This window comes from Rhizobium sp. BIGb0125, from assembly GCF_024810055.1.
Classification (GTDB): Bacteria; Pseudomonadota; Alphaproteobacteria; order Rhizobiales; family Rhizobiaceae; genus Agrobacterium.
Map to the genome: position 1 here is coordinate 172,175 of NZ_JANUDV010000008.1, position 25,176 is coordinate 197,350.

At 55.2% G+C, this 25,176-nt stretch carries 20 protein-coding genes; 11 read left to right on the top strand and 9 right to left on the bottom strand.

The genetic code is table 11. From position 1 onward, the window contains the following. Window positions 1–80: 80 nt before the first annotated feature. The 4 genes from M2418_RS21660 to denD are packed head-to-tail and all read right to left on the bottom strand — an operon-like array spanning window position 81 to window position 5,225. On the bottom strand, window positions 81–1,514 hold the full coding sequence (locus M2418_RS21660) for an aldehyde dehydrogenase family protein (protein ID WP_192490503.1): 1,434 nt from the start codon (window positions 1,512–1,514) through the stop codon (window positions 81–83). Window positions 1,515–1,552: 38 nt separating this feature from the next. Next, window positions 1,553–3,337 (bottom strand): IlvD/Edd family dehydratase, encoded by a 1,785-nt coding sequence (locus M2418_RS21665; RefSeq protein WP_259149026.1) that lies wholly within the window; start codon window positions 3,335–3,337, stop codon window positions 1,553–1,555. An 8-nt stretch (window positions 3,338–3,345) separates the two neighbouring features. Continuing rightward, window positions 3,346–4,242 (bottom strand): NAD(P)-dependent oxidoreductase, encoded by an 897-nt coding sequence (locus M2418_RS21670; protein ID WP_259149027.1) that lies wholly within the window; start codon window positions 4,240–4,242, stop codon window positions 3,346–3,348. Beyond that, window positions 4,242–5,225, bottom strand: coding sequence for a D-erythronate dehydrogenase (denD, locus tag M2418_RS21675; RefSeq protein WP_259149028.1), 984 nt, complete (start codon window positions 5,223–5,225; stop codon window positions 4,242–4,244). The genes M2418_RS21670 and denD overlap by 1 nt, the downstream gene beginning before the upstream one ends. 208 nt (window positions 5,226–5,433) lie before the next feature. Here denD and M2418_RS21680 point away from each other — a divergent pair, with 208 nt between their 5' ends. From M2418_RS21680 to M2418_RS21705, 6 genes are all read left to right on the top strand, one after another. Continuing rightward, window positions 5,434–6,876: an FAD-binding oxidoreductase gene (locus tag M2418_RS21680; RefSeq protein ID WP_259149029.1), complete on the top strand. Its 1,443-nt coding sequence runs from the start codon at window positions 5,434–5,436 to the stop codon at window positions 6,874–6,876. 130 nt (window positions 6,877–7,006) lie between these two features. Then, a complete protein-coding gene (locus M2418_RS21685) occupies window positions 7,007–7,723 on the top strand; it encodes a FadR/GntR family transcriptional regulator (RefSeq protein WP_259149030.1) in 717 nt (238 codons plus the stop codon). Window positions 7,724–7,981: 258 nt separating this feature from the next. After that, window positions 7,982–9,142, top strand: coding sequence for a fumarylacetoacetate hydrolase family protein (locus M2418_RS21690; RefSeq protein ID WP_259149031.1), 1,161 nt, complete (start codon window positions 7,982–7,984; stop codon window positions 9,140–9,142). Between the two features lie 116 nt (window positions 9,143–9,258). After that, complete coding sequence (locus tag M2418_RS21695) at window positions 9,259–9,789, top strand: TRAP transporter small permease (RefSeq protein WP_259149032.1); 531 nt, start codon at window positions 9,259–9,261, stop codon at window positions 9,787–9,789. 3 nt (window positions 9,790–9,792) lie between these two features. After that, a complete protein-coding gene (locus M2418_RS21700) occupies window positions 9,793–11,070 on the top strand; it encodes a TRAP transporter large permease (RefSeq protein ID WP_259149033.1) in 1,278 nt (425 codons plus the stop codon). A gap of 42 nt (window positions 11,071–11,112) precedes the next feature. Then, window positions 11,113–12,120, top strand: a complete 1,008-nt coding sequence (locus M2418_RS21705; protein WP_259149035.1) for a TRAP transporter substrate-binding protein — start codon at window positions 11,113–11,115, stop codon at window positions 12,118–12,120. Between the two features lie 70 nt (window positions 12,121–12,190). Here M2418_RS21705 and acs read toward each other — a convergent pair whose 3' ends face one another. Beyond that, window positions 12,191–14,149, bottom strand: coding sequence for an acetate--CoA ligase (acs, locus tag M2418_RS21710; protein ID WP_259149036.1), 1,959 nt, complete (start codon window positions 14,147–14,149; stop codon window positions 12,191–12,193). A gap of 229 nt (window positions 14,150–14,378) precedes the next feature. Here acs and M2418_RS21715 point away from each other — a divergent pair, with 229 nt between their 5' ends. Further along, entirely contained in the window at window positions 14,379–15,083 is a 705-nt protein-coding gene (locus M2418_RS21715) for a DUF1013 domain-containing protein (RefSeq protein WP_192490492.1), read from the top strand. Between the two features lie 163 nt (window positions 15,084–15,246). Here M2418_RS21715 and M2418_RS21720 read toward each other — a convergent pair whose 3' ends face one another. The 3 genes from M2418_RS21720 to tesB form a co-directional block, all read right to left on the bottom strand. Then, the gene (locus tag M2418_RS21720; protein ID WP_192490491.1) at window positions 15,247–16,602 is read right to left on the bottom strand and encodes an ammonium transporter; all 1,356 of its coding nucleotides are present in this window, start codon (window positions 16,600–16,602) and stop codon (window positions 15,247–15,249) included. Between the two features lie 25 nt (window positions 16,603–16,627). Continuing rightward, entirely contained in the window at window positions 16,628–16,978 is a 351-nt protein-coding gene (locus tag M2418_RS21725) for a P-II family nitrogen regulator (protein ID WP_192490490.1), read from the bottom strand. A gap of 214 nt (window positions 16,979–17,192) precedes the next feature. Continuing rightward, window positions 17,193–18,083 carry an acyl-CoA thioesterase II gene (gene tesB, locus M2418_RS21730; RefSeq protein ID WP_259149037.1) on the bottom strand — a complete coding sequence of 297 codons (891 nt, stop codon included), beginning with the start codon at window positions 18,081–18,083 and terminating at the stop codon, window positions 17,193–17,195. Window positions 18,084–18,167: 84 nt separating this feature from the next. Between tesB and M2418_RS21735 the strand changes: the two genes are divergently transcribed. From M2418_RS21735 to fdxA, 4 genes are all read left to right on the top strand, one after another. After that, complete coding sequence (locus tag M2418_RS21735; RefSeq protein ID WP_259149038.1) at window positions 18,168–19,382, top strand: ubiquinone biosynthesis hydroxylase; 1,215 nt, start codon at window positions 18,168–18,170, stop codon at window positions 19,380–19,382. A gap of 743 nt (window positions 19,383–20,125) precedes the next feature. Beyond that, a complete protein-coding gene (locus M2418_RS21740; RefSeq protein WP_259149088.1) occupies window positions 20,126–23,152 on the top strand; it encodes a helicase-related protein in 3,027 nt (1,008 codons plus the stop codon). A 4-nt stretch (window positions 23,153–23,156) separates the two neighbouring features. Continuing rightward, window positions 23,157–23,570, top strand: coding sequence for an RNA-binding S4 domain-containing protein (locus tag M2418_RS21745; RefSeq protein ID WP_250984226.1), 414 nt, complete (start codon window positions 23,157–23,159; stop codon window positions 23,568–23,570). Window positions 23,571–23,727: 157 nt separating this feature from the next. Continuing rightward, the gene (gene fdxA, locus M2418_RS21750) at window positions 23,728–24,066 is read left to right on the top strand and encodes a ferredoxin FdxA (RefSeq protein ID WP_192490487.1); all 339 of its coding nucleotides are present in this window, start codon (window positions 23,728–23,730) and stop codon (window positions 24,064–24,066) included. 68 nt (window positions 24,067–24,134) lie between these two features. Here the strand turns inward: fdxA and holA are convergent, their stop codons facing one another. Beyond that, window positions 24,135–25,172 carry a DNA polymerase III subunit delta gene (holA, locus tag M2418_RS21755; protein ID WP_259149040.1) on the bottom strand — a complete coding sequence of 346 codons (1,038 nt, stop codon included), beginning with the start codon at window positions 25,170–25,172 and terminating at the stop codon, window positions 24,135–24,137. Between the last annotated feature and the right edge of the window lie 4 nt (window positions 25,173–25,176).

Genomic DNA, 25,176 nt, shown 5'->3' on the forward strand with positions numbered 1-25,176 from the left:
GGATGATGCGTTTCAGGTGGCCAAACGAAAATCCCCGGCGCTTGGCCGGGGATCGTCTTGTCTCATAATTCGTTGGCGGATCAGGCCAGAGTGTAAGCGGTCTTCACAGTGGTGAAGAATTCCGAAGCGTACTTGCCCTGTTCGCGAGGACCAAAGGACGATGCCTTGCGTCCACCGAACGGAACGTGGAAGTCCACGCCTGCGGTTGGCAGGTTGACCATGACCATACCAGCTTCAGCATTGCGCTTGAAGTGGGTGGCGTGCTTCAGGCTGGTGGTGGCGATCCCGGATGCCAGACCAAACGGCGTGTCGTTGGCAACAGCCAGCGCTTCGTCGTAGTTCTTGACGCGGATAACTGCAGCAACCGGTCCGAAGATTTCCTCCTGCGAAATACGCATGTCGTTGGTCGCTTCGGTGAACAGTGCAGGCTGCAGGAAGAAGCCGGGGGTGTCGCGCTTGAGCACTTCGCCACCGAAGGCCAGCTTTGCGCCTTCCTTCTTGCCGATTTCAATGTAATCGGTGTCCTGCTTGAGCTGCTTTTCATCAACAACCGGACCAACATGGGTGTCCTTGTCGAGCGCGTTGCCAACGTTGATCTTGGCAAGACGTTCGGTCAGGGCGGCCACGAACTTGTCGTGGATGCCTTCGGTTACGATGATGCGCGAAGATGCCGTGCAACGCTGGCCGGTGGAGTAGAAGCCGGAGTTTGCAGCAGCTTCAACGGCAACGCCGAGATCAGCGTCGTCGAGAACGACGAACGGGTTCTTGCCACCCATTTCAAGCTGGAATTTACGGTTGAACGGCAGTGAAGACGCTGCAACGCGCTGGCCAGTGCCTGTCGAACCGGTGAAGGTGATGCCGGCAAGGTCCTTGCTGTCGAGCATGGCCTGACCAACAACCGAGCCACGGCCCATAACGAGGTTCAGAACGCCCTTCGGCAGACCTGCACGATGCAGGATGTCGACGATGGCCCACGCGCAACCTGGAACCAGGTCGGCAGGCTTGAAGACGATGGTGTTGCCGTAGCACAGTGCAGGCGCAATCTTCCAGGCCGGAATGGCGATCGGGAAGTTCCACGGTGTGATGATGCCGATAACGCCGAGCGGTTCGCGTGTGATTTCAACACCGATGTTCGGACGTGCGGACGGAAGAACCTCGCCGGCCAGACGCAGTGCTTCGCCAGCAAAGAAATCAAAAATCTGCGCAGCGCGGATGGTTTCGCCGATACCTTCAGCCAAAACCTTGCCTTCTTCGCGAGCCAAAAGCGCGCCAAGTTCTTCCTTGCGAGCAAGGATTTCGTCCGCAGTCTTCTTCAGAATGCTGTGACGCTCCAGAATGCCGGAACGCGACCATGCAGGGAATGCTGCCTTTGCCGCTGCGATAGCAGACTGGGCATCTTCAGAAGAAGCCTGCGCGTAAAGGCCAACAACTTCGTTGGTGTCAGATGGATTGATGTTCTGCGAACTGTTGGTTCCAGTCCACTCACCGGCAATAAGATTTTGATAGATGGTCATTTAAAAACATGCTCCCTGTTCATGCTCGGACCTTGCGGTCAATGATTGTGCCGCGGCATTTTCTCGGCGATCCGACGAAAATCTGCTGCACCTTCCAGAATTGCACCATCCGAAAGCTGGGTAACCGACTTTCGATAGATGCGCTGCCACGGCGTGGCATCTGCCGGAACCGGAGGGATACCATCAGCCTTTCGGCGGGCAATCTCCTCGTCCGGGACGAGCATATTGCATTCTCCGTGGTTAAAGTCGATGCGGATAATGTCTCCAGAACGCAACCAAGCCAATCCGCCACCCGCCGCACTTTCAGGTGATGCGTTGAGAATGGAAGGGCTGTCGGCGGTGCCGGACTGACGTCCGTCGCCAATGGTCGGCAGGCTGGTGATACCCCGCTTCAACAGTGCATCCGGTGGCTGCATGTTGACCACTTCGGCAGAGCCCGGCCAACCGAGCGGACCAGCGCCCCGAATAACCAGGATTGTGCGTTCATCGATATCCAGCGAAGGATCGTTGATGCGGGCGTGATAGTCTTCAGAGCCGTCGAATACCACGCATTTTCCTTCGAAAACCCCTTCATTGCCCGGCTCGCTCAGATAACGTTGGCGGAACTCGTCGGAGATAACGCTGGTTTTCATGATGGCGAAATTGAACAGATTGCCCTTCAGAACAAGGAAACCAGCACGCTCTTTCAACGGCGCATCATAGGGCAGAATAACGTCACGGTCGGTGGCTTCGCGGCCTGACAGGTTTTCCGCCATCGTCTTGCCGGTAACGGTGCGACAGCTGCCATCCAGTTTTCCGGCTTGCAGCAGTTCCCACATGATCGCCGGCGTGCCGCCTGCGCGGTGGTATTTTTCACCCAGCCATTTGCCGGCAGGCTGTACGTTGGCCAGCAGTGGAATGTCGTAACCGTGAACCTGCCAGTCCTCTTCCTTCAACTCGACACCGGCATGCTGCGCCATGGCAGCAAGGTGCGGCTGTGCATTAGTGGAACCACCAATGGCGGAGTTGACGCGAACGGCATTGAGGAAGGATTCGCGGGTCAGGATGTCCGATGGCTTGATGTCTTCGATGACCAGTTCAACGGCGCGTCTGCCGGTACGGTAAGCCATCTGGCCCCGCTCGCGGTAGGCGGCAGGAATGGCCCCGCAGCCGGTTAGCGACATGCCGAGCGCTTCAGCCATGGCGTTCATGGTTGATGCTGTGCCCATGGTGTTGCAGTGGCCGACCGACGGTGCCGATTCCAGCGCGGCCTCGAGGAACTCTTCGCGGGTGATTTCACCTGCACCGTATTTGCGGCGCATACGCCAAATCACCGTGCCGGAACCAACCAGATCACCGTCATGATATCCGTCTAGCATTGGGCCACCGGACAGCACGATGGCCGGAATGTCGACCGTGCTGGCTGCCATTAGCGCAGATGGCGTAGTCTTGTCGCAGCCGGTGGTCAGAACGACGCCATCCAGCGGGTAACCGTAGAGAATTTCGACCAGACCAAGATAGGCAAGGTTACGGTCGAGGGCTGCTGTCGGGCGTTTGCAGTTTTCGAAGATCGGATGGGTGGGGAATTCGATTGGAATGCCACCAGCATCACGAATGCCGTCGCGCACGCGCTTGACCAACTCAACATGGACGCGGTTGCATGGGGTGAGGTCGCTGCCGCTCTGGGCAATGCCGATGACCGGCTTGCCGGACCGCAGTTCTTCCGGCGTCACGCCGTAGTTCATGAAACGCTCTAGATAGAGCGCTGCCATGTCGATGTGATCGGGGTTGTCAAACCAGTCCTGCGAACGCAAGCGGCGTTTTCCGGTAATCTCTTGGGCCATGGCGCAGCTCAGTCCTTCTGGCGGTTGTTCAGTTTTTCAAGGTGGATCAGCAGACCGCTATGATCGATATCGGCACCGCCGTCATTGACAAAATCGGCAAATTCCTGCCGAACCTGTGCCGTCAGCGGCAAATCAAGCGACAGTTGTTCCGCCATGGCCATGACGCCATTGAGGTCCTTGAGCTGGAATTTGGAAGGACCGCCGGGCACGAAATTACGCTTCACCATACGCTCGCCATGCAATTCCAGAATGCGGCTTTCGGCAAAACCGCCACGGATCGCATTGCGGAAACCTTCGCGGGATGCGCCACCGGCTTCCACCAGCATCATCGCTTCCGCCACAGCGCCAATCGTTACGGCAACAATCTGCTGGTTGGCGAGTTTGCAAAGTTGGCCTGCACCGGAAGGACCAACATAAGTCACACGGCCCATGGCAGCAAAAACTTCTGCCAGGCTGGCAACGATTTTTTCGTCGCCGCCGGCCATAATGGCCAGCGTACCCGCCGTTGCGCCGGGAACGCCACCGGATACCGGAGCGTCGACGTGAGACAATCCCATCTCCGCGAGTTTGCCGGCATGTTCGCGGGCAATTGGTGGTGCAATCGAGCTGCTGTCGATAATGATGGCGCCCTTGTTCAAGGCGGCTGCGACACCCTTTTCGAACAGCACTTCACCAACGGCTTGGCCGTCGCTGAGCATGGTGATGACAATGTCCGCACCCGTGGCAGCCTCTGCCGGGGAGGGAGCCAATACAGCACCGTGAGCGACAAGCGCCTCAGCCTTTTCAACGCTGCGGTTCCAGACACGCACGGTAAACCCGTTCTTCAACAGGTTATGAGCCATCGGCCCGCCCATAAGGCCGGTGCCGATAAACGCGATTGTTGCTTTCCCTCCCACGTTGCTCATCAGATGTTTCCACCGAGTTCGTCGTCGATATGGGCGCGAATGATCTCTTCGAAGGAGTTTTCAGCGGTGAAGCCGAGTTCGCGTGCGCGCTTTGCTTCAAAGCCGGGTGCCCAGCCGTCGCACATGCGCATGATCATTTCGTTCGGTTCGCGACGGATGAGGCCAACAGCCTTTTCACCGGCAACCTTGCGCAGTGCTTCGATCTGTTCGCCAACCGTGGCGCTGAGGCCGGGCATGGAGATGTTGCGGCGTGGACCAACCTTTGCAACGTCGATGGTCGCGCCATGGATCAGGAAGCCGACGGCAGAGCGCGGCGAAGCGTGCCAGTGGCGAACGCTTTCTGGAACTGGCAAGACTGCTTCCTGACCAACCAGTGGCTCGCGCAGGATGTTGGAGAAGAAACCCGATGCTGCGGCGTTTGGCTTGCCGGGGCGAATGCAGATGGTTGGCAGACGAATGCCGATACCTTCAAAGAAACCGCGACGGCTGTAATCGGACAGCAGAAGTTCGCAAATTGCCTTTTGGGTGCCGTAGCTTGTCAGCGGTGTGGTGTGGAATTCGTCGGGGATCGGATAAGGCAGTGGTGCGCCAAATACCGCAATCGAAGACGTGAAGACGACGCGTGGCTTGTAGCCATCCTTGCCGTTGGCAATGCGAATGGCATCAAAGAGATAACGGGTGCCATCAAGGTTGATGCGGTAACCCTTGTCAAAGTCCAGCTCTGCTTCGCCCGACACGATGGCAGCGAGGTGGAAAATCACGTCCGGACGGCTTTCAACCAGCTTTTCAGCTTCGCCTGACGCCGAGAGATCGGCGGCGCGGGTCTCGACTGCGCCGTCGAAACCGGCTGGCTTCTCAGGCTGAATGACGTCGAGCAGAGTGAACTTTTCGATGGTCTTGCCATCCAGAGCGCCATCACGAACAAGGCGTTCAGTGAGTTTGCGGCCAACCATGCCTGCCGCGCCGATAATTGCAATATGCATTAATGCCTCCCTTTGCGTGTTCCAGCCTTAACCTAATCCCTGGCTTGAAACACTTTGATTGCTGTATCGTGAGAAAATATCTTGTAGGGTTGTCTGATAACCTTATATGGTCGGTTTGAAAATAGTATTTTTCACGCACAGCCAAAAACGACACGGCGATCGCCGCATCTGATGCGTGGGCAGGAACAGTCATTATAGAGGGTATAACATGGCCGATGCGGTTAGCGGGACTGAAAGCCTGCGCGAGAAGCTCAAGGCGGTGCTGGGCGAAGGTTTGCTTTTGACGGCGCAGGAAGACATGCAGCGTTATTGCAGCGATTGGCATGGCGACGTGAAAAGCTCTGCGGTTGCCGTGATCCGGCCCCGTTCGACGGAAGACGTATCGGCAGCCGTTCGCGCTTGTGCCGAGCTAGGTCTGGCAATCATCCCGCAGGGCGGCAATACAGGTCTGGTTCTCGGTGGCACGCCTGATGATCCTGGCCGCCAGGTCGTTATCAGCCTTGAACGTATGAATGCTATTCGCGCCATTGATGCGGATGATTTTTCGGCTGTCGTTGAAGCCGGCTGCATCCTGTCTGAATTCAAGGATGCCGTTGCCGAACAAGGCATGTTCTTCCCGCTGTCGCTTGGTGCGCAGGGCAGTTGCCGTATGGGCGGCAATGTCTCCACCAATGCCGGCGGTATCAACGTCCTGCGTTACGGTATGACACGTGAACTGGTGCTTGGTCTTGAGGTTGTGCTGCCGGACGGAACGATCTGGAACGGCCTTTCGACCCTGCGCAAGGACAACCGTGGTGTTGACCTCAAGCAACTGTTCATCGGTGCAGAAGGTACGCTTGGCATTATCACTGCGGTTTCGGTCAAGCTTTATCCGAACCCGGAACATGTCGAGACAGCTCTTCTTGGCCTCAACTCGCTGGATGATGCCATCAAGCTTTACCGTCGTGCGCGCCGCGAATGCTGTGACTTGATGTCGGCCTTCGAGTTCATGCCGCCTGTTGCCTTCACACTGGCAATCGAAGCCATTCCGGATCTCAAAATGCCGATCGCGGGCGACTATCCAGCCTATGTGCTGATGGAAATTTCCGGTTCCGGTCTGGTGGATACGGCTGACCTGATGGGCCGTTTCCTGGAAGGTGTGATGGAAGATGGTCTGGTGTTGGACGGCGTTATTGCGTCGTCGCGTGCACAGGCGCAGTCGCTGTGGCTGTTCCGGGAAGGCATGAATGAAGGTCAGGCGCTGCGCGGTGCGCATATGCGTACCGATATCTCGGTGCCGCTTTCCAAGCTCGCTGAATTTGTCGCTGAGGCAGAAGCCGAACTGCACGCAAAGTTGCCGGAATGCCTTGCTGTATCTTACGGCCATGTCGGTGACGGCAACGTTCACCTCAACGTTCTGCCGCCGGATGGCTCCAGCCGCGAAGAGCGCGATGCCTACATCTACAAGTCGAAGGTGCTGGTGAACGAGGTTCTTGACCGTTACGTCGGCAGCATCAGTGCCGAGCATGGCATCGGTCGCTTGAAGCGCAGCGATTTTGAGGCACGTCTGCCTGAAGTTCAGCGGAACATGATCATGAACTTGAAAAAGGCGTTCGATCCGGAGTTTCGTATGAATCCCGGTTGCCAGATCACCCTGCAAGCGGATAGCTAATGCTCGGAGGAATTCGAGAGCGGCTCTCACGGGCCGCTCTTGAGCAAATATGACGGCAGGCTCGGCTTGCCTTTCCGTTCAATCGTCGACCCTCGCAAAGGGTACGAAGCTGTAAGGGCTGGGAGGCCGCATGTCGCTCGAATTCAACCAGATTCATCGCAATGAACATTTGCCCGGCAGAATTGCCGCCGAAATCACGCGCGAGATCACCGAATCAAAATTGGGGCCGGGCGACAGATTGCCGACCGAGCACATTCTGGCGAAGACCTTTGGTGTCAGCCGTTCAGTGATCCGTGAAGCAATTGCCCAGCTGCGCAATGAAGGTTTTGTCGAGACCCGTCAGGGTGTCGGTGCCTTCGTGACCGATCCACGGCAAAGGCTTTCGGTGCGCATCGAGCAATCTGCGCTTAATGATCCCGAAAACTTCCGTGATCTGATGCAGCTTCGCATGTCGCTGGAAATCGATGCGGCCGGACTTGCGGCCCTTCATCACAAGCCCGAACATCTGGAAAAATTCGACAAGGCGATTTACGGCATGCGTAATGCCATTGAGTGGTCGAAGGACGGCGTTGAAGCCGACCTCGACTTTCACCGCGCCATGGCCGAAGCGACGGGTAATGAATATTTTCTGATTTTTCTGGGCTTTATCGCCCAGCGTATCAGCCTGGCGATTAACACTGCATTTTCACGCGCCGTGTATGGAGAGATCCTTGAGGTCACCATCAATGAGCATGTGATTTTGCGTGAAGCTATTGCATCGCGAGATGTCGTGATGGCACGTGACGCGATGCGTAAACATATTATGGGTGCTGCCAAGCGGCTAAACATCGATCTCGACGTGTTCTGACAGTTGAATTTTTTCAATATCTTGTCAGACCGGTTTGACTTTTGGGCCTGATAATCGTCAGAAACTGTCGACAGCTTTTGTTGCAAGTGCAATAACGCGACGCACAATAAAAATTAAGGCTTACGACATTTTCTGGGCGATGCGCTGGACTCGGCTCAAAAGTCATACTATGAAGATCGTCAAAGCTTGTCAGACATCCAGACAATACGACTGCTTGGAGTGCGGCCGCTGGAATTGCCTGGGTGGGAGGAGAACAATATGACTGACCGTTTGTCGATCACGACAGATATGATTTTGCCTGAAGATGCTGCAACTGCCGTACTGGTCGGTCGCGTCTGGTCTAAGGCTGCCAATGGCCCTTGCCCTGTCGTTCTGAAAGACGGCACCCTGCACGATATTACCAAAATCGCGCCTGTCATGTCCGAGGTTCTCGAAAAGAAGAATCTTGTCGAATTGCTGGCAGATGTCTCCGCCTTTCCGGCGTTGGGCGATTTACAATCTTTCCTCGATGGCGTTTCCGGTGAGCTTCTTGCTCCGAACGACCTTCAGGCCGTCAAGGCAGCTGGCGTCACCTTCGCCGACAGTATGCTGGAACGTGTCATCGAGGAGCAGGCCAAGGGCGATCCACTGCGTGCGCAGGAAATCCGTGGCCGTCTGGCACCTGTGCTAGGTGACAATCTTAAGGGTCTCGAAGCTGGTTCTCCCAAGGCCGCCGAGGTTAAGGCCCTTCTTCAGGATATGGGTCTGTGGTCGCAGTATCTCGAGGTCGGTATTGGCCCGGACGCTGAAATCTTCTCCAAGGCTCAGCCCATGTCCTCCGTTGGCTGCGGTGCGCTGATCGGTGTGCATCCGAAGTCGCAGTGGAATAACCCCGAGCCGGAAGTGGTTCTGGCGGTAACGTCCGACGGTCGTATCGTCGGTGTTGCTTTGGGGAATGACGTCAACTTGCGTGACTTTGAAGGTCGTTCAGCCCTTCTGCTCAGCAAGGCGAAAGACAACAACGCGTCCTGCTCGATTGGTCCGTTTATCCGACTGTTCGACGGCAAGTTTACGCTTGAAGATGTCAAGAAGTCACAGATTTCTCTGGTTGTTGAAGGTGAAGACGGCTTCACCATGACGGGCGTCAGCCCAATGGAAGCGATCAGCCGCACACCTGAAAATCTGGTTTCTCAGCTTCTCAACCGTGATCACCAGTATCCTGATGGTGCGGTCTTCTTCCTCGGCACCATGTTTGCTCCGGTCAAGGATCGTCATGGCCCAGGCCTTGGTTTCACCCATGCAAAGGGTGACCGGGTAGAAATCTCCAGCCCGAAGCTTGGCAAGCTCATCAACCGGGTTGCCTCGACTTCCGATTGCCCGGAATGGACATTCGGTACCGTGGCGTTGATGCGCAATCTGGCCGGGCGTGGCCTTCTTTAAGGACTTCGGGTGTTCCAGCGAACACCCGTTTTTCTCATTCTCAGTTTAGTAGCAGTGCGTTTTTGAAAGCATCCTGGACCTTTCGACGTCTGCTCATGTTTTCTCAGGGAGGGAAAATGCAAAAGGCGATCAACCTTTTTTACCGGCTTCTCGAGATCATTCTGGTTGCTCTGCTTGCTGGCATGGCGATCATGGTTTTTGTGAATGTCGTCATGCGTTACACCATGAACTCCGGTATCAACATATCGGAAGAAATGTCGCGCTACTTCTTCGTCTGGCTGACCTTCATCGGTGCCGTTTTGACCTTCCGTGAAAATAGTCACATGGGTATCGAAACGTTGGTCATGTTCCTTTCGCGCGGCAAGCGCGTGTTCTGCATGATTTTGTCGAACCTCGTCATTCTTGGCTGTTCTGCGATCTTCTTCTGGGGAACTTGGAAGCAGTCAGGCATCAACGCCAGTATGCATGCGCCGGTCACCGGCCTGTCGATGATCTGGGTTTATGGCGTCGGCCTGTTCACAGGAGCAGGTCTCTTCCTGATTGCTCTCGAGCGATTGTTCCGGTTGCTGACCGGTCGGGTCACCGAAGAAGAAATCGCCGCTTTTGCAGGTGAAAACCTGACAATCGAACAGCTTTCGGAGCGCTGATACATGACACTTCTCGTTTTTGTTGGCTCCCTGCTCGGAGCCATGGCGATCGGGGTTCCGGTTGCATTCTCTTTGATGTTCTGCGGTGTTGTGCTCATGGCCTATATGGGCATGTTCAACACGCAGATTATTGCCCAGAACATGATTCAGGGTGCAGATACATTTACTCTGCTTGCCATTCCGTTCTTCATTCTCGCTGGTGAGTTGATGAACTCCGGTGGTCTGTCGCGCCGTATCATCGATTTCGCAATTGCACTTGTCGGTCACATTCGTGGCGGTCTTGGTATCGTGGCCATTGTTGCTGCAGTTATCATGGCGAGTATTTCTGGATCGGCTGCTGCTGATACCGCAGCTCTGGCTGCTATCCTCATTCCGATGATGGCGAAGGCAGGTTATAACGTTCCCCGTTCTGCTGGCCTGATTGCCGCTGGTGGTATCATCGCGCCGGTTATCCCGCCCTCCATGGCATTTATCGTCTTTGGTGTTGCTGCCAACGTTTCGATCACCCAGTTGTTCATGGCTGGCATCGTTCCTGGTATTTTGATGGGGTTGTCGCTGGTTGGTACATGGTTGTTCGTGGTTCGTAAGGATAATATTCAGCCTTTGCCGAAAACCAGCGGAAAAGAGCGTCTTCAGGCGACGTTTAGAGCCGGTTGGGCTCTCGGTATGCCAGTCATCATTCTCGGTGGTATCAAGGCTGGTATCATGACGCCAACCGAAGCTGCGGTTGTCGCCGCTGCGTACGCCTTGTTTGTCGGCGTCTTCATTTACCGAGAACTGAAGCCTTCCGACCTCGGCCATGTTTTCTTGCGCGCTGCAAAAAGCACGTCGATCATCATGTTCCTGGTTTGCGCCGCTCTTGTTTCCGCATGGCTGATCACTGCTGCGAATATCCCGAACGAAATCGTCGGTTTCATTGAGCCGCTGATCGACCGTCCGATGCTATTGATGTTTGCCATCATGGTGCTCGTTCTGATCGTCGGGACTGCCCTCGATTTGACGCCAACGATTCTGATCCTGACACCTGTCTTGATGCCAATCATCATGAAGGCGGGTATCAATCCGGTGTACTTCGGTGTGTTGTTTATCATGAACACATGTATTGGCCTTATCACGCCACCAGTCGGCGTCGTTCTGAACGTCGTCAGTGGCATCGGTCGTGTTCCACTCGGTAAGGTAACGGTCGGTGTTGTGCCGTTCCTCCTTGCCCAGATCGCGGTCCTGTTCCTTCTGGTTCTGTTCCCCGATATCGTATTGGTGCCGTTGAAATACCTTCGCTAATCGTCAACCTGCTTTCTCGCTAACCGTCCAAGGGAGGATATTATGAGAAAACTTCTTCTGACCACCACCGCATTTGCTTTCGCAGTTGGCGCTGCAGCGCCAGCGTTCGCGGAATTCAATGATCGCAACATCCGCGTTTCGAACGGCATCAACCAGGACCACCCGGTTGGCAATGGTATCGAAGCCATGCAGGCTTGCCTTAACGACAAGACCGGCAGCAAGCTGAAGTTGACTGCATTCTGGGGTGGCGCTCTCGGCGGCGACTTGCAAGCTACGCAAGCACTGCGTTCCGGCGTTCAGGAAGCCGTTGTAACGTCTTCGTCTCCACTTGTTGGCCTTATTCCGGCTCTCGGCGTATTCGACCTGCCATTCCTCGTTGGCAATACGAAGGAAGCTGACGCCCTGATGGACGGCGAATTCGGCGACATGCTGAACAAGAAGCTGGAAGAGCAGGGCCTCGTAAACCTTGCTTACTGGGAAAACGGTTTCCGTAACCTTTCCAACTCCAAGCAGGCCGTTAACAAGTGGGAAGACTTCTCGGGCATGAAAGTGCGCGTGATGCAGAACAACATCTTCCTTGACACGTTCCAGAACCTTGGCGCCAACGCGACACCAATGGCTTTTGGTGAAGTGTTTTCCGCTCTGGAAACACACGCTATCGACGCGCAGGAAAACCCCTACGTGACTATCGATACGTCGAAGTTCTACGAAGTTCAGAAGTTTGTTACAGAAACGAACCACGCTTACACGCCGTTCCTGTTCCTCTTCTCCAAGCCAATCTTCGACAGCTACACAGCTGAAGAACAGGCAGCTCTTCGCGAGTGCGCCATCGTTGGCCGTGACGTAGAACGTAAGGTTATCCGCGAACTGAACCAGAAATCTCTGGAGAAGATCAAGGAAGCAGGCCTGCAGGTAAACACGCTTTCGCCAGAAGAGCAGGCCCGTATTCGTGAGAAGTCGGCTGTTGTTTATGAAAAGCACAAGGCAGCCATCGGTGCAGACGTTGTCGACGCCGCTTTGGCCGAACTGAAGAAAATTCGCGGCGAATAAGGCCGTCATTTTCGACTAAAAAACCCGGCTGCCTAGCGGTAGCCGGGTTTTTTGTTGCTTTGTTTTTTGCTTACGCTGCCACTGCCTTGTTCTGACGGTTGGCGATGAGATCTTCAACGACAGCCGGATCGGCAAGGGTCGATGTGTCGCCCAGAGACCCGAAATCATCCTCGGCAATCTTGCGCAGGATACGGCGCATGATCTTGCCGGAACGGGTTTTCGGCAGGCCTGGAGAAAACTGGATCTTGTCCGGGGTGGCAACCGGGCCGATTTCATTACGGACATGCTTGACCAGTTCGGCGCGCAATGCGTCGTCGCCGACCTGACCAGCCATCAATGTCACGTAACAATAGATGCCCTGTCCCTTGATGGAATGCGGATAACCGACCACCGCTGCTTCCGACACTTGATGGTGCGAGACCAGCGCAGATTCGACCTCCGCCGTGCCGAGACGGTGGCCAGAGACGTTCAACACGTCATCGACACGTCCGGTTATCCAGTAATAACCATCTTCGTCACGTCGGCAGCCATCGCCGGTGAAATACTTGCCTTTGTAGGTGGAGAAGTAGGTTTCCACGAAACGGTTATGGTCGCCGTAAACCGTTCGTGCCTGCCCTGGCCAGCTGTCTGTGATGCACAGATTGCCGTCGGCCGGCCCTTCGAGCACATTGCCTTCCGCATCCACCAACTGTGGCTGGACACCAAAGAACGGACGGGTTGCCGATCCGGGCTTGAGATCCGTCGCACCCGGCAGTGGTGAAATCAGAATACCCCCGGTTTCAGTCTGCCACCATGTGTCGACAATCGGGCTCTGGTCCTCACCAACCACGTGGTAATACCATTCCCATGCCTCTGGGTTGATCGGTTCTCCGACCGAGCCGAGCAGCCGCAGGCTGGAGCGGGAGGAGCGTTTCACGAAGTGATCGCCAGCGCCCATCAACGAACGAAGTGCGGTTGGTGCGGTGTAGAAAATATTGACTTTGTGTTTGTCGATGACTTCCCAGAAACGACCCTGATCCGGGAAGTTCGGCACGCCTTCAAACATCAGCGTAGTCGCGCAATTGGCGAGTGGTCCGTAGACAATATAGGAGTGGCCTGTCACCCAGCCGACGTCGGCCGTACACCAGTAGATATCGCCGTCCTTGTAATCGAACACATATTCATGCGTCATCGATGTGTAGACGAGATAACCGCCTGTCGTGTGCAGCACGCCCTTTGGCTTGCCGGTGGAGCCGGAAGTGTAAAGAATAAATAGCGGGTCTTCCGCACGCATCTTGACCGGTTCACAATGCGGCTTCACGCTCGCAATTTCCTGATGGTACCAGAAGTCGCGACCAGGTGCCCAACCGGTTTTGCCGCCGGTACGGCGCACAACCAGCACCTTATTGACCATGACATATTGCTTGGCGGCAATGTCGATCGCGGTGTCGGTGTTTTCCTTCAGTGGAATAGGTTTGCCGCCACGAACACCTTCGTCGCAAGTGATAACAAAAGTCGATTCGCAGTCAACGATACGGCCTGCAAGTGCTTCGGGAGAAAACCCGCCAAACACCACCGAGTGAATTGCGCCGATACGCGCGCAGGCGAGCATGGCGTATGCCGCTTCCGGGATCATCGGCATGTAGATGGTAACGCGGTCACCCTTTTTTACACCCTGCTTCTTTAGAACGTTGGCCAGACGGCACACCTGCTCGTACAGCTGGTTATAGGTGATCTTCTTGTCGATATAAGGGTTGTCACCTTCCCAGATGATGGCGGTGCGTTCGCCATGCGTCTTCAGGTGACGGTCAATACAGTTATAGGAAACGTTGGTCAGACCGTCCTCGTACCATTTGATAGGCACCTTGCCTTTAAATGAGGTGTTTTTGACTTTGGTATATGGCTTGAACCAGTCGATGCGGCGACCGTGTTTGTCCCAGAACTTTTCAGGATCTTCGACGCTTTCCTGATACCACTTCTGGTAACGGTCATTATCAATCAGTGTCCGGGTTTTCGCCGTTTTCAACACTGGATAGACTTTGGCTGACATGAACTCCTCCTAAAAGCATTACGTCAATTTCGGTTCAGAGACTCCCACCTCCGATATGTGTTCAATTCATAACACTTCGCGCTCGCACGGCAATTAGACAAAGGTCATTTGTGTCCCAAAGAATTGCAATTTCGATACAATACGTTTATAGAGCAGACATATCCCGGAAATTGGTGGTTAATATCCACGGACCGCGACACCGGAGCGGACGGACAGAAGGACTGTATCTATGGCTCAAACACTGCTTATGCCAAAGGCAACCGCCGTATGGCTGGTTGACAACACTGCACTGTCGTTCGATCAGATCGCGACATTCTGCAAGTTGCATCCGCTTGAGGTTAAAGCGATTGCCGACGGCGAAGCGGCACAAGGCATCAAGGGCCTCGACCCTATTGCTACAGGTCAGTTGTCGCGTGATGAAATTGTTCGTGGTGAAGGCAACCCGAACCATAAGCTGAAGCTTTCCGAGCCTAAGGTTCGTGTACCGGAATCCAAGCGTCGTGGCCCACGTTACACGCCAGTTTCCAAGCGTCAGGACCGCCCGAACGCTATTCTGTGGCTGGTGCGTAACCACGCAGAACTGAAAGACGCGCAGATTTCGCGTCTCGTCGGTACAACCAAGTCGACGATTGAGCAGATTCGTGATCGTACGCACTGGAACTCTGCGAACCTCACACCAATGGACCCGGTGACGCTCGGCCTCTGCAGCCAGATCGATCTGGACCTGGAAGTAGAACGCGCATCACGCGGTCGTCCGCTGCCGACAGCTGAAGAGCTGGATGCAACGCTGCAGCCAGCTGCCCAGACCGAAGGCCTAGACTTCAACTACCAGCGCGAAGAAGAAAAAGAAATCGACGCTGACGCCGTATTTGCGAAACTGGCATCACTCAAGTCTTCCAAGAACGACGATGATGAAGAGGATGATCGTTTCTGATCATCTGCTGTTACAAAGCGGAATTGATAAAACCCCGGTGATGAGCCGGGGTTTTTCTTTGGCCACGCGTGCGGTGCAAATCGCGGCATAAAAAAACCGCCCCGGAGGGCGGTTCGAAAGTTTGCGAGATGCGAGGCCGTAACCTCGCACCAGCTTAAGTGTCTTAGTTGTGGTAAGCAGCTTCGCCGTGCGATGCGAGGTCAAGACCTTCGCGTTCTGCTTCAACCGGTACACGCAGACCAACAATGAGATCAACGAGCTTGTAGAGGACGAAGGAGCCGATACCGCACCATACGATGGTGAGGATAACAGACTTGATCTGTACCCAGACCTGAGCGCCCATGGTCACGCCTTCTGCGTAGCCTACGCCACCCAGAGAAGTGCTTGCGAAGATGCCGGTGCCGATAGCGCCTACGATACCACCAACGCCGTGTACGCCGAATACGTCAGCCGTATCGTCGTAACCGAACTTGTTCTTCACGACAGACACGAAGAAGTAGCAGAATGCCGAGGCAATTGCGCCGAGGAAGATCGCGCCGATCGGGCCAACCGCGCCAGCGGCCGGAGTAACGGCAACGAGGCCAGCGATAACGCCGGAAGCAGCGCCGAGCATCGAAGCTTTGCCACGGGCGAAGCTTTCAATGACGCACCATGCAACGATTGCACCTGCTGTTGCAGTGAGCGTGTTGATCATGGCGAGACCTGCAACGCCGTTGGCAGCAGCGGCGGAACCGGCGTTGAAGCCGAACCAGCCAACCCACAGCATCGAAGCGCCGACCATGGTCAGGGTCATCGAGTGAGGAGCCATCATGTCCTTGCCGAAGCCTGTGCGCTTGCCGACCAGGATTGCGCCGATAAGGCCAGCAACACCAGCATTGATGTGAACAACCGTGCCACCTGCGAAGTCAAGTGCACCCCAGTCCCACATCAGGGCGCCGTCGCCCGACCAGACCATGTGAGCAACCGGGAAGTACACGAAGGTAACCCACAGAATGCAGAACAGGATCACGGCAGAGAACTTGATACGCTCTGCAAATGCACCAACGATCAGCGCTGGCGTGATGCAAGCGAAGGTCAGCTGGAACGAGATGAAGACGTATTCCGGAATGCTGCCGCTGACGCTTTCAGAGGTAACGCCGGACAGGAAGAGCTTTTCGAAACCGCCGATGAAGGTGTTGAGGCCGCCACCGTTGGAGAAGGCAAGGCTGTAACCGTAGAATACCCAGACGATCATGATTGCTGCGGAAACCACGAGGCACTGCATGAGCACCGACAGCATATTCTTGGAGCGGACGAGGCCGCCGTAGAACAGAGCGAGGCCCGGTAGGATCATGAAAAGAACGAGAACGGTCGACGTCAGCATCCATGCGGTGTCGCCGGAGTCGATTGTCGGTGCAGCGGCTGCTGCTTCAGCGGCAGGAGCGGCTGCTTCCTGCGCGAAAGCAAAGGCAGGGGCCAAAAGGGCCGCCGTGCCGGCGCCCAGCCGACCGAGAGAGGTAGAAATTCTTGAAAACGACATTGTATAAAACTCCCTGATCAGCCGATTACAACGCTTCAGTGTTGGTTTCGCCGGTGCGGATGCGAACTGCCTGCTCGATCGAGTAGACAAAAATCTTGCCGTCACCGATCTGGCCGGTCTTGGCGGCGGATGCGATGGCCTCGACAGCCTTTTCAACCACATCCGAAGGAACGGCGATTTCAATTTTCAGCTTCGGAAGGAAGCTCACGGCGTATTCCGTGCCACGGTAGATTTCCGTGTGTCCCTTCTGGCGACCGTAACCCTTGACCTCGGTTACGGTCAGGCCTTGGATACCGACAGCAGTGAGTGCTTCGCGCACTTCGTCCAGCTTGAACGGCTTGATAATGGCCATCACAATTTTCATCAGGTTTCCCATCCTTTGTTTTTCCTCGGCACGGAGCCGACTCTCCTTGCCGCTGGCGGCGCACTGAACAGCGACTGCAGCTATACATTCAAGGCGCGTGCCAGTTTTGAGGATGGGGAATAAGTTATTGAAAAGTAAAAGCTATATTCTTGCAGTCTGTTTTGGAGGCATTTGTTTGCACAATAATCGCGCAATAATTATGCAGTTTGAAATTTAAGCGCAAAATTTAATCATTTGCTCTTTTCCGAATCAAACCTTCCTGTGTAACCGATGCAATCAGCACACCATCTCGCGTCATGATACTGCCGCGGGTAAGACCTCTCGCTCCGGATGCACTTGGACTGTCCTGCGAATAAAGCAGCCAATCATCCAGCTTGCATGGACGGTGGAACCACATGGCGTGGTCAAGGCTGGCAACCTGGATACTGGGATCAAAAATCGTTGTGCCATGCGCATAAAGCGAGGTGTCGAGCAGCGTCATATCCGAAAGGTAGGCGAGAATTGCTGCCTGGAAACAGCGGTCATCGGGCACGTCGCCAACGGCGCGCACCCAGACATCCTGATTGGGCGCTAGCTTCTCGTTGGAGATGTAATGAGCCAGCGATACCGGCTTTATCTCGATCGGCCGTTTGTTCTGCCAGTATTTGCGGATCATCGGCGGCGCTTTTGCCAAGAAGGCTTCTTGCAATTGGGTTTCGCTTAGAAGCGATTCCGGTGCTGGAACCTTTGGTGCCGGCATTTGGTGGTCGTAACCTTCTTCCTCGATCTGGAACGATGCCGACATCGAGAAGATCGGTTCGCCGTGCTGGATGGCGACGACACGGCGGGTATTGAAGCTGGAGCCGTTCCTGATGCGTTCAACCTGATAGATAATCGGCACCGAGGGATCACCAGGTCGCATGAAATAGGCATGCAGTGAATGGATGAACCGATCTGCATCGACGGTGCGATGTGCAGCCACCAGAGCCTGAGCGATGACCTGTCCGCCGAAAACCCGTTGCCAGCCAATTTGCGGGCTTGTGCCACGAAACAGGTTCTCCTCGAGCTTTTCCAGATCGAGTGTCTCAACCAGTTTGTGCATGGCGGATTTTTCCGTCGGATCGGAATCAATCGTCATTCAGCTTTGCTCCTGCTGTAGGAAGATGGATTTCCATGGTCTATAGTGCCGGGGCAATATTCTCAAGAATGCAGGAGTTTGATTATGCTGGATGTGGTGATTGCCGGGGGCGGATATGTCGGACTTGCCGTTGCTGTCGCCATCAAGCAGGCGGCTCCACATATGCAGGTCGAGATCGTCGAGGCGGCACCGCAGGATGTGTGGAAAAAGGATATGCGTGCCTCGGCGATTATTTCAGCGGCAACCCGTATGCTCGACGTGTTCGGCATCTGGAGCGAGATCGAGCCGGAGGCTGAGCCTATCCGCAAGATGATCGTGACGGACTCCAAGACGACAGATCCGGTTCGCCCGGTATTCCTGACCTTTGATGGCGAAGTAGAAGAGGGACGCCCCTTCGCGCATATGATTCCCAATGTTGCGATCGTCGGCGCCTTGAGAGGCCTTTGTGATCGTCTCGGTATTACCATTCGCCACGGTCTCACAGTGTCCGGTTTTGTTACCGGTGCCCAGAGCACCAGCATCAGCCTGTCCGATGGCAATGTTCTCGAGGCCAGATTGTTGATCGCCTGTGACGGCGTTCGATCCTCTCTGCGCGATATGGCCGGTATCAAGACGGTTCGTTGGGACTATGATCAATCCGGCATCGTCACAACGGTAGAACACGAGCGCCCCCATAATGGTGTGGCTGAAGAACATTTCCTGCCGTCCGGACCATTTGCTGTACTGCCGCTTAAGGGCAATCGCTCATCGCTGGTGTGGACTGAACGTCGCGCCGATGCCGACAAGTTGGTGGCATCCGATGACTTCCTGTTTGATGAAGAACTTGAGCGCCGCTTTGGCCACAAGCTTGGTTCTGTCCGTGCGGTTGGTCCTCGTCGGGCGTTTCCGCTTGGCCTGACACTTGCGAGGGCTTTCGTCGCACCACGCTTTGCGCTGGCGGGCGATGCTGCCCACGGCATTCATCCAATCTCAGGCCAAGGCCTGAACCTTGGTTATAAGGATGTAGCAGCACTGGCCGAAACGATCGTTGAAGCAGATCGGCTGGGCCTCGACATCGGCTCGCTGAATGTTCTGGAGCGTTATCAGGCATGGCGCCGGTTCGATACGCTACGCATGGGCATAACGACAGATGTGCTCAACCGCCTTTTCTCGAATGACAGCACGCCAATCCGCGTTGTGCGTGATCTGGGCCTGGGGCTTGTCGACCGACTGCCAGCTTTGAAGTCTTATTTCATCGATCAAGCCGCGGGTCTGGCGGGTGAAAGCAGTCCGAAACTTCTGGCAGGACAGCCGCTTTAAGGGCGTTTCCTTCGCCCAAACAGGGATGATGTTTGATGTCAAAGACGGCTCGGTTGGGCCGTATTTTTGCATTTGGACATCACTTGGGTGTCGTCTCGAAAACCCCTCGGGTTTTACGACTGCCCGCTACCCTGCAAATGTTAACGCTGCGATGAAATTGCGCGTCAGCAGTTTGCGTTATCCACATAATCGTATGGTTAACAAACTATTACTCCACAATATATGGTGGAGAACAAACCGGGAAACTGTCGATGTCTGTGATTCGTCAGCGATTCGTTCTCCATTTACTCCAAAGGTTAATGCGTCAATATCGTGTTTTCAGAAGAATTTGAAAATTATCTATATTTTTCAGAATCTTAAAGGTGATTTATTCAAATTTTAACAATCTATTTACGAAGGTAAATGAAAGCCGGCTCGAATGCGGCGCATGTTCTTAACCGGATTCAGCATGTCGTGCAGGTCGACGATTAAGAAACCATATGTTGCGGTGAACAAACCCTGAATCTCATGGAGTCAGCGATTCGTCGCTGATTCGTTCGCACGCTGTTCCAAATGTTAATTCCGGCATTGTTTTCCCGGATTCGAAAACCGTCACAGACATGGAAAAATGCGCTTTGCTGCAAACATTCCTTGCCTTTGTCGCTGCTCATCGCCATGTGTTAACTCCATGCTTCTGGCGGATTGTCGTCCGGTGAAGCGACAGGCATGACCATCGCACGGACAGTACGTTGAATTTTCAACCAATGATCTTGAGCGGGCGCGGCGTAACCGCCGTACTCGGACCCACCAATACCGGCAAAACGCACTATGCGATTGAGCGCATGGTTGCGCATGGCAGCGGTATTATTGGTCTGCCTTTGCGTCTGCTCGCACGTGAGGTTTACACGCGTCTGGTCGAGAAGGTTGGCGTCGCCAATGTCGCGCTGGTGACAGGCGAAGAGAAGATTTCTCCGCCCAAGGCACGTTTTTCCGTCTGCACCGTTGAGGCCATGCCACGCGAAACCAATGCGTCTTTTGTGGCCATCGACGAAGTCCAGCTGGCTGGCGATCTGGAGCGCGGGCATATTTTTACCGACCGCCTGCTGCATCTGCGCGGAAGGGAGGAAACACTTTTCCTCGGTGCCGGTACCATGCGGCCCATTTTACAAAAGCTGCTTCCCGGTATCACCATCGTTGAGCGTCCGCGTCTGTCGCAACTTTTTTATGCCGGGCAGAAAAAAATCACCCGTCTGCCGCAACGCTCGGCAATTGTCGCGTTTTCGGCGGATGAAGTTTATGCGATCGCCGAGCTGATAAAACGTCAGCGTGGTGGTGCTGCCGTAGTTATGGGCGCTCTGTCTCCGCGCACCCGTAATGCGCAGGTCGGCTTATACCAGGCGGGTGATGTGGAGTATCTCGTTGCGACCGATGCCATTGGCATGGGCCTCAATCTGGATGTCGACCACGTTGCTTTCGCTCAAGACCGCAAGTTCGACGGTTATCAGTTCCGCAATCTGAACCCCGGAGAGCTGGGACAGATCGCCGGTCGTGCTGGCCGTCATCTGCGTGATGGCACTTTTGGTGTCACCGGTCGCGTCGAACCTTTCGATGATGAGTTGGTGGAACGCATTGAAGCGCATGAATTCGATGCGGTGAAGGTTTTGCAGTGGCGCAGCAAGGCGCTTGACTATTCCTCGATTGGAAATCTGCGCTCAAGCCTTGAAGTGGCACCTGCTCTTCAAGGCTTGTCGCGTGCTTTGCCTGCTGTGGACCAGCAGGCGCTTGATTATCTTGCCCGTTATCCGGAAATCATTGATCTCACCACTACCCCGGAGAGAGTGGAACGGCTATGGGAAGCATGTGCACTGCCTGACTACCGGCGAATCACACCTGCCCAGCATGCCGATCTGATTTCGACACTCTATTTCGATCTCGTTCGTCGCGGCACGGTGAATGAAGATTTCATGGCCGAGCAGGTGCGCAGGGCTGACCGAACCGATGGCGAAATAGATACGCTGTCGGCACGGATTGCGCAGATAAGAACATGGACGTATGTATCCAACCGTCCCGGATGGCTTGCCGATCCGACACACTGGCAAGAAAAGACGCGGGAAATCGAGGATCGATTGTCCGATGCGCTACATGAAAGGTTGACGAAACGCTTTGTAGATCGCAGGACATCTGTGCTCATGAAGCGCCTGAGAGAGAATGCGATGCTTGAAGCTGAAATCAGTGTGAATGGTGATGTCTTCGTTGAAGGACATCACGTCGGTCAATTGGCGGGATTCCGGTTTACGCCAATAAGCGGAACCGAAGGTCCAGATGCCAAGGCCGTGCAGTCGGCTGCGCAGAAGGCGCTTGCCCTCGAATATGAGGCACGTGCTGCCCGTCTGCATGCCAGCGGCAATAATGATCTGGCGCTTGGCTCGGATGGTGCGGTGCGTTGGCTCGGTGAGCCTGTTGCCCGGCTTGCAGCCGGCGACAATATCATGAAGCCACGTGTCATTATGCTGGCTGATGAACAGTTGAACGGAAATGCGCGTGAACACGCCGTTGCCCGTATCGAACGTTTCGTCAATCACCAGATTGCGACGATCCTCAAGCCGCTGGATGATATTTCCCGCGCTGAAGATTTGCAGGGACTGGCGAAGGGACTGGCTTTCCAGCTCGTCGAAAACCTTGGTGTGCTGTTCCGTCGCGACGTGGCCGAAGAGGTCAAGTCGCTCGATCAGGACGCGCGCGCATCCATGCGCCGTTACGGCGTGCGTTTTGGCGCCTACCACATTTTCCTGCCTTCGCTTTTGAAGCCAGCACCAGCCGAACTTGTGACCCTGCTTTGGGCGCTCAAGAACGACGGTCTTGGCAACGCAGGTTATGGCGATCTTATCCCTGTTCTGGCTGCTGGTCGTACGTCTGTCGTCACTGACCCGAGCTTCGACCGCATGTTCTACAAGCTGGCCGGTTTCCGTTTCCTCGGAAAGCGCGCCGTTCGTATCGACATTCTGGAGCGTCTGGCGGATATCATCCGTCCGCTGCTGCAGTGGAAGCCCGGCGCGCAGCCGCGTCCTGAGGGCGCTTATGACGGTCGTCGTTTCACCACGACTACGGGTATGCTCTCCATTCTCGGCGCCACGCTGGACGACATGGAAGAAATTCTCAAGGGTCTTGGTTATCGTGCAGATCAGGTAAGCGCTGAAGATGCTGCGACCTTCCTGGCAGGCCAGAGTGGTCAGACTGCTGCTTCCACTGAAGCGCCAGTTGGCGAAGACGCTGGTGACGAGCATGACGCGGATGCGGCCGAACACGAGGTTTCTGCCGAAGAAACCAAGGCTGTAGTGGAAGAGGCGGTTGCATCTGCTGAAGCGCCTCAGTCTTCCGAAGCGTCTGCTGAAACAGCCGAACCAAAGCCGGTTCTGTTGTGGCGTCCAGGTGGCCGTAATGAAAACCAGCGTAACGACAACCGCCGTCAAGGTCACGGGCAGTCCCGTGGCCAGGGTGAACGTCGCAACGAAGGTGGCGAAGGTCGTGACCGCAATCGTGCCGCTGCCGGCCGTGATGGCAATCGCGAAAACAATCGCGACGGTGAACGCAAGCGTGATGGTGGTCAAAGACCAGATCGTGGCAACCGCAACGACCGTGGCGAGCGCAAGGACAAGCACGATCGCAATGACCGTGGCGGAAAGCCGCAGTCGCAGCGTTTCGAATCCAAGCCACCGCGCAAGGAGAAGCCGCTGGATCCGGATTCACCTTTCGCGAAGCTCGCTGCGCTCAAGGAACAAATGAAGAAATAAGCTCATGGACGAAGAACAGTCAGGTCAGCACGCGCGCCAGCGCATCGACAAATGGCTGTTCTTCGCTCGCATGGCGAAATCCCGTTCAATCGCGCAAAGCCATGTCCAGTCCGGCCATGTGCGTGTCAACGGAACAGTCATCCGGCAGGCAAGCCATATGGTGAAGCCGGGTGACAAGCTGGAAATCAGCTTTGACCGAATGGATCGTATTCTTGTCGTGAAGTCCGCTGGTGACAGACGCGGACCTTATGAGGAAGCCAAACTCCTCTATGATGACCAGACGCCACCGCGTGAAAAGACGACGCGGTTGACCCTGCTTGAGCAGGCGGTACGGCAGCCGGGAGCAGGGCGGCCGACCAAAAAAGAGCGTCGTGAACTGGATAAGTTCATCAATACTGCCAACGACGTTTCCGACTAGAATATATGACTAAATCACACATGTTTTGTGAAATAATTATTCTTGCCTTCACTGTGTAAAGGCATTACGTCACTGGCAAAAATACCAATACCGCAAGTCCGGGCTGCGGATTTTTGCCAAAGCCTTCATTCCCGGAACGTGTATTCTGGAGTTCTTCATGACATATGTCGTGACCGACAATTGCATTCGCTGCAAATATACTGACTGCGTTGAAGTCTGCCCTGTGGACTGCTTCTACGAGGGTGAGAACTTCCTCGCCATCAATCCCGATGAATGCATCGACTGTGGCGTGTGCGAACCGGAATGTCCCGCCGAAGCCATCAAGCCGGACACCGAGCCAGGTCTTGATGAGTGGCTAAAGCTGAACGCCGAATATTCGCAGATCTGGCCTAACATCACCATCAAACGTGACGCGATGCCTGAAGCCAAGGAAATGGATGGCGTCTCAGGTAAGCTGGCGCTGTATTTCTCTGCCGAACCCGGTAGCGGCGACTGATACGGTTTTGATAAGCTTGGAAATGGAAAAGCCCTTGTTGCTGCTGCACAAGGGCTTTTGTGTATCTGTTACCCGCTGCGGCCGGATTGCAGTGTGGTAGACAACAGCGTCAGAAGAGCCACGCTGTCCTCCAGGCTTTGACGCTGGCGGCTCTGCAGGATCGCGGCCTGCAACCGGTTCATCTCACGCGCAATCGCCGCTGGCTGCCATGTACGCAGCGCACGCTCGATGATCGGCTTGCGGCGGAAATGGATATGCCGGCCAAGTGTCTGCATGACCTGGCCTGCCTGCAGTTTTTTTTCGTCCATTTCCGCGCGCATCTGGTCCAGAAGCTGGAATTGGCGAAGGCAGCCTTGCAACACCAGAAAAATTGGCGTTTTGGACGATACGATTTTTTGCGTCGCATGGAAAAATGCGTTGCGGTCACCCTTCAGGATGGCGTCTACCGCATCGTCTGCGGATATCGCGCTGGCATCACCAATAATGGCCAGCACGTCCTCTTCCTCGATAACGCTTTTTCCACGGCAGTAGAGGCCCAGCTTGCGGATTTCGTTGCGCGATGCAATGCGATCACCCCCCAGCGATTCGATCAGCCTCTGGCGGGCTGCAGGCGCTATTCTCAACTCATCCTGAGCCAGTTCATGATCAATCAGGGCGTTGAGCGCTCGGGCATCGTCGGCATAGCAGGGAATGATGGCGATATCTCTGGATGCCTCAGCGATCTTGCGAAGGCCGGTCCCTTTTTTCAGATCTCCGGCTTCGATGATCAGGAATGCAGATTGCGGAGGGGTCTCGTTGAGAACATGCAATGCGTCGACCAAAGCTTTTTCGTTTGCCGCACCCTTGACCCATACCAGCTTTTCGCCACCGAACAGTCCGATAGCGTTGACTTCATCCAGCAAGCGGCCAGGATCGCCCTGCAAATCGCCGACGTTCAGTTTGAGTGAGGAGAAAGCGTCGTTGGCATCAATGCCTGTCTTGGACGCGATTAGCGATGCACGCTCCGATACGAGGCCGCGATCGGGACCGTAGACGACAAACATGCGAAACCGCTCCACCGGTTTTTCGGCGAAGCGGTCAAATTCATGGGACTTTATTTCCGCCATGCTG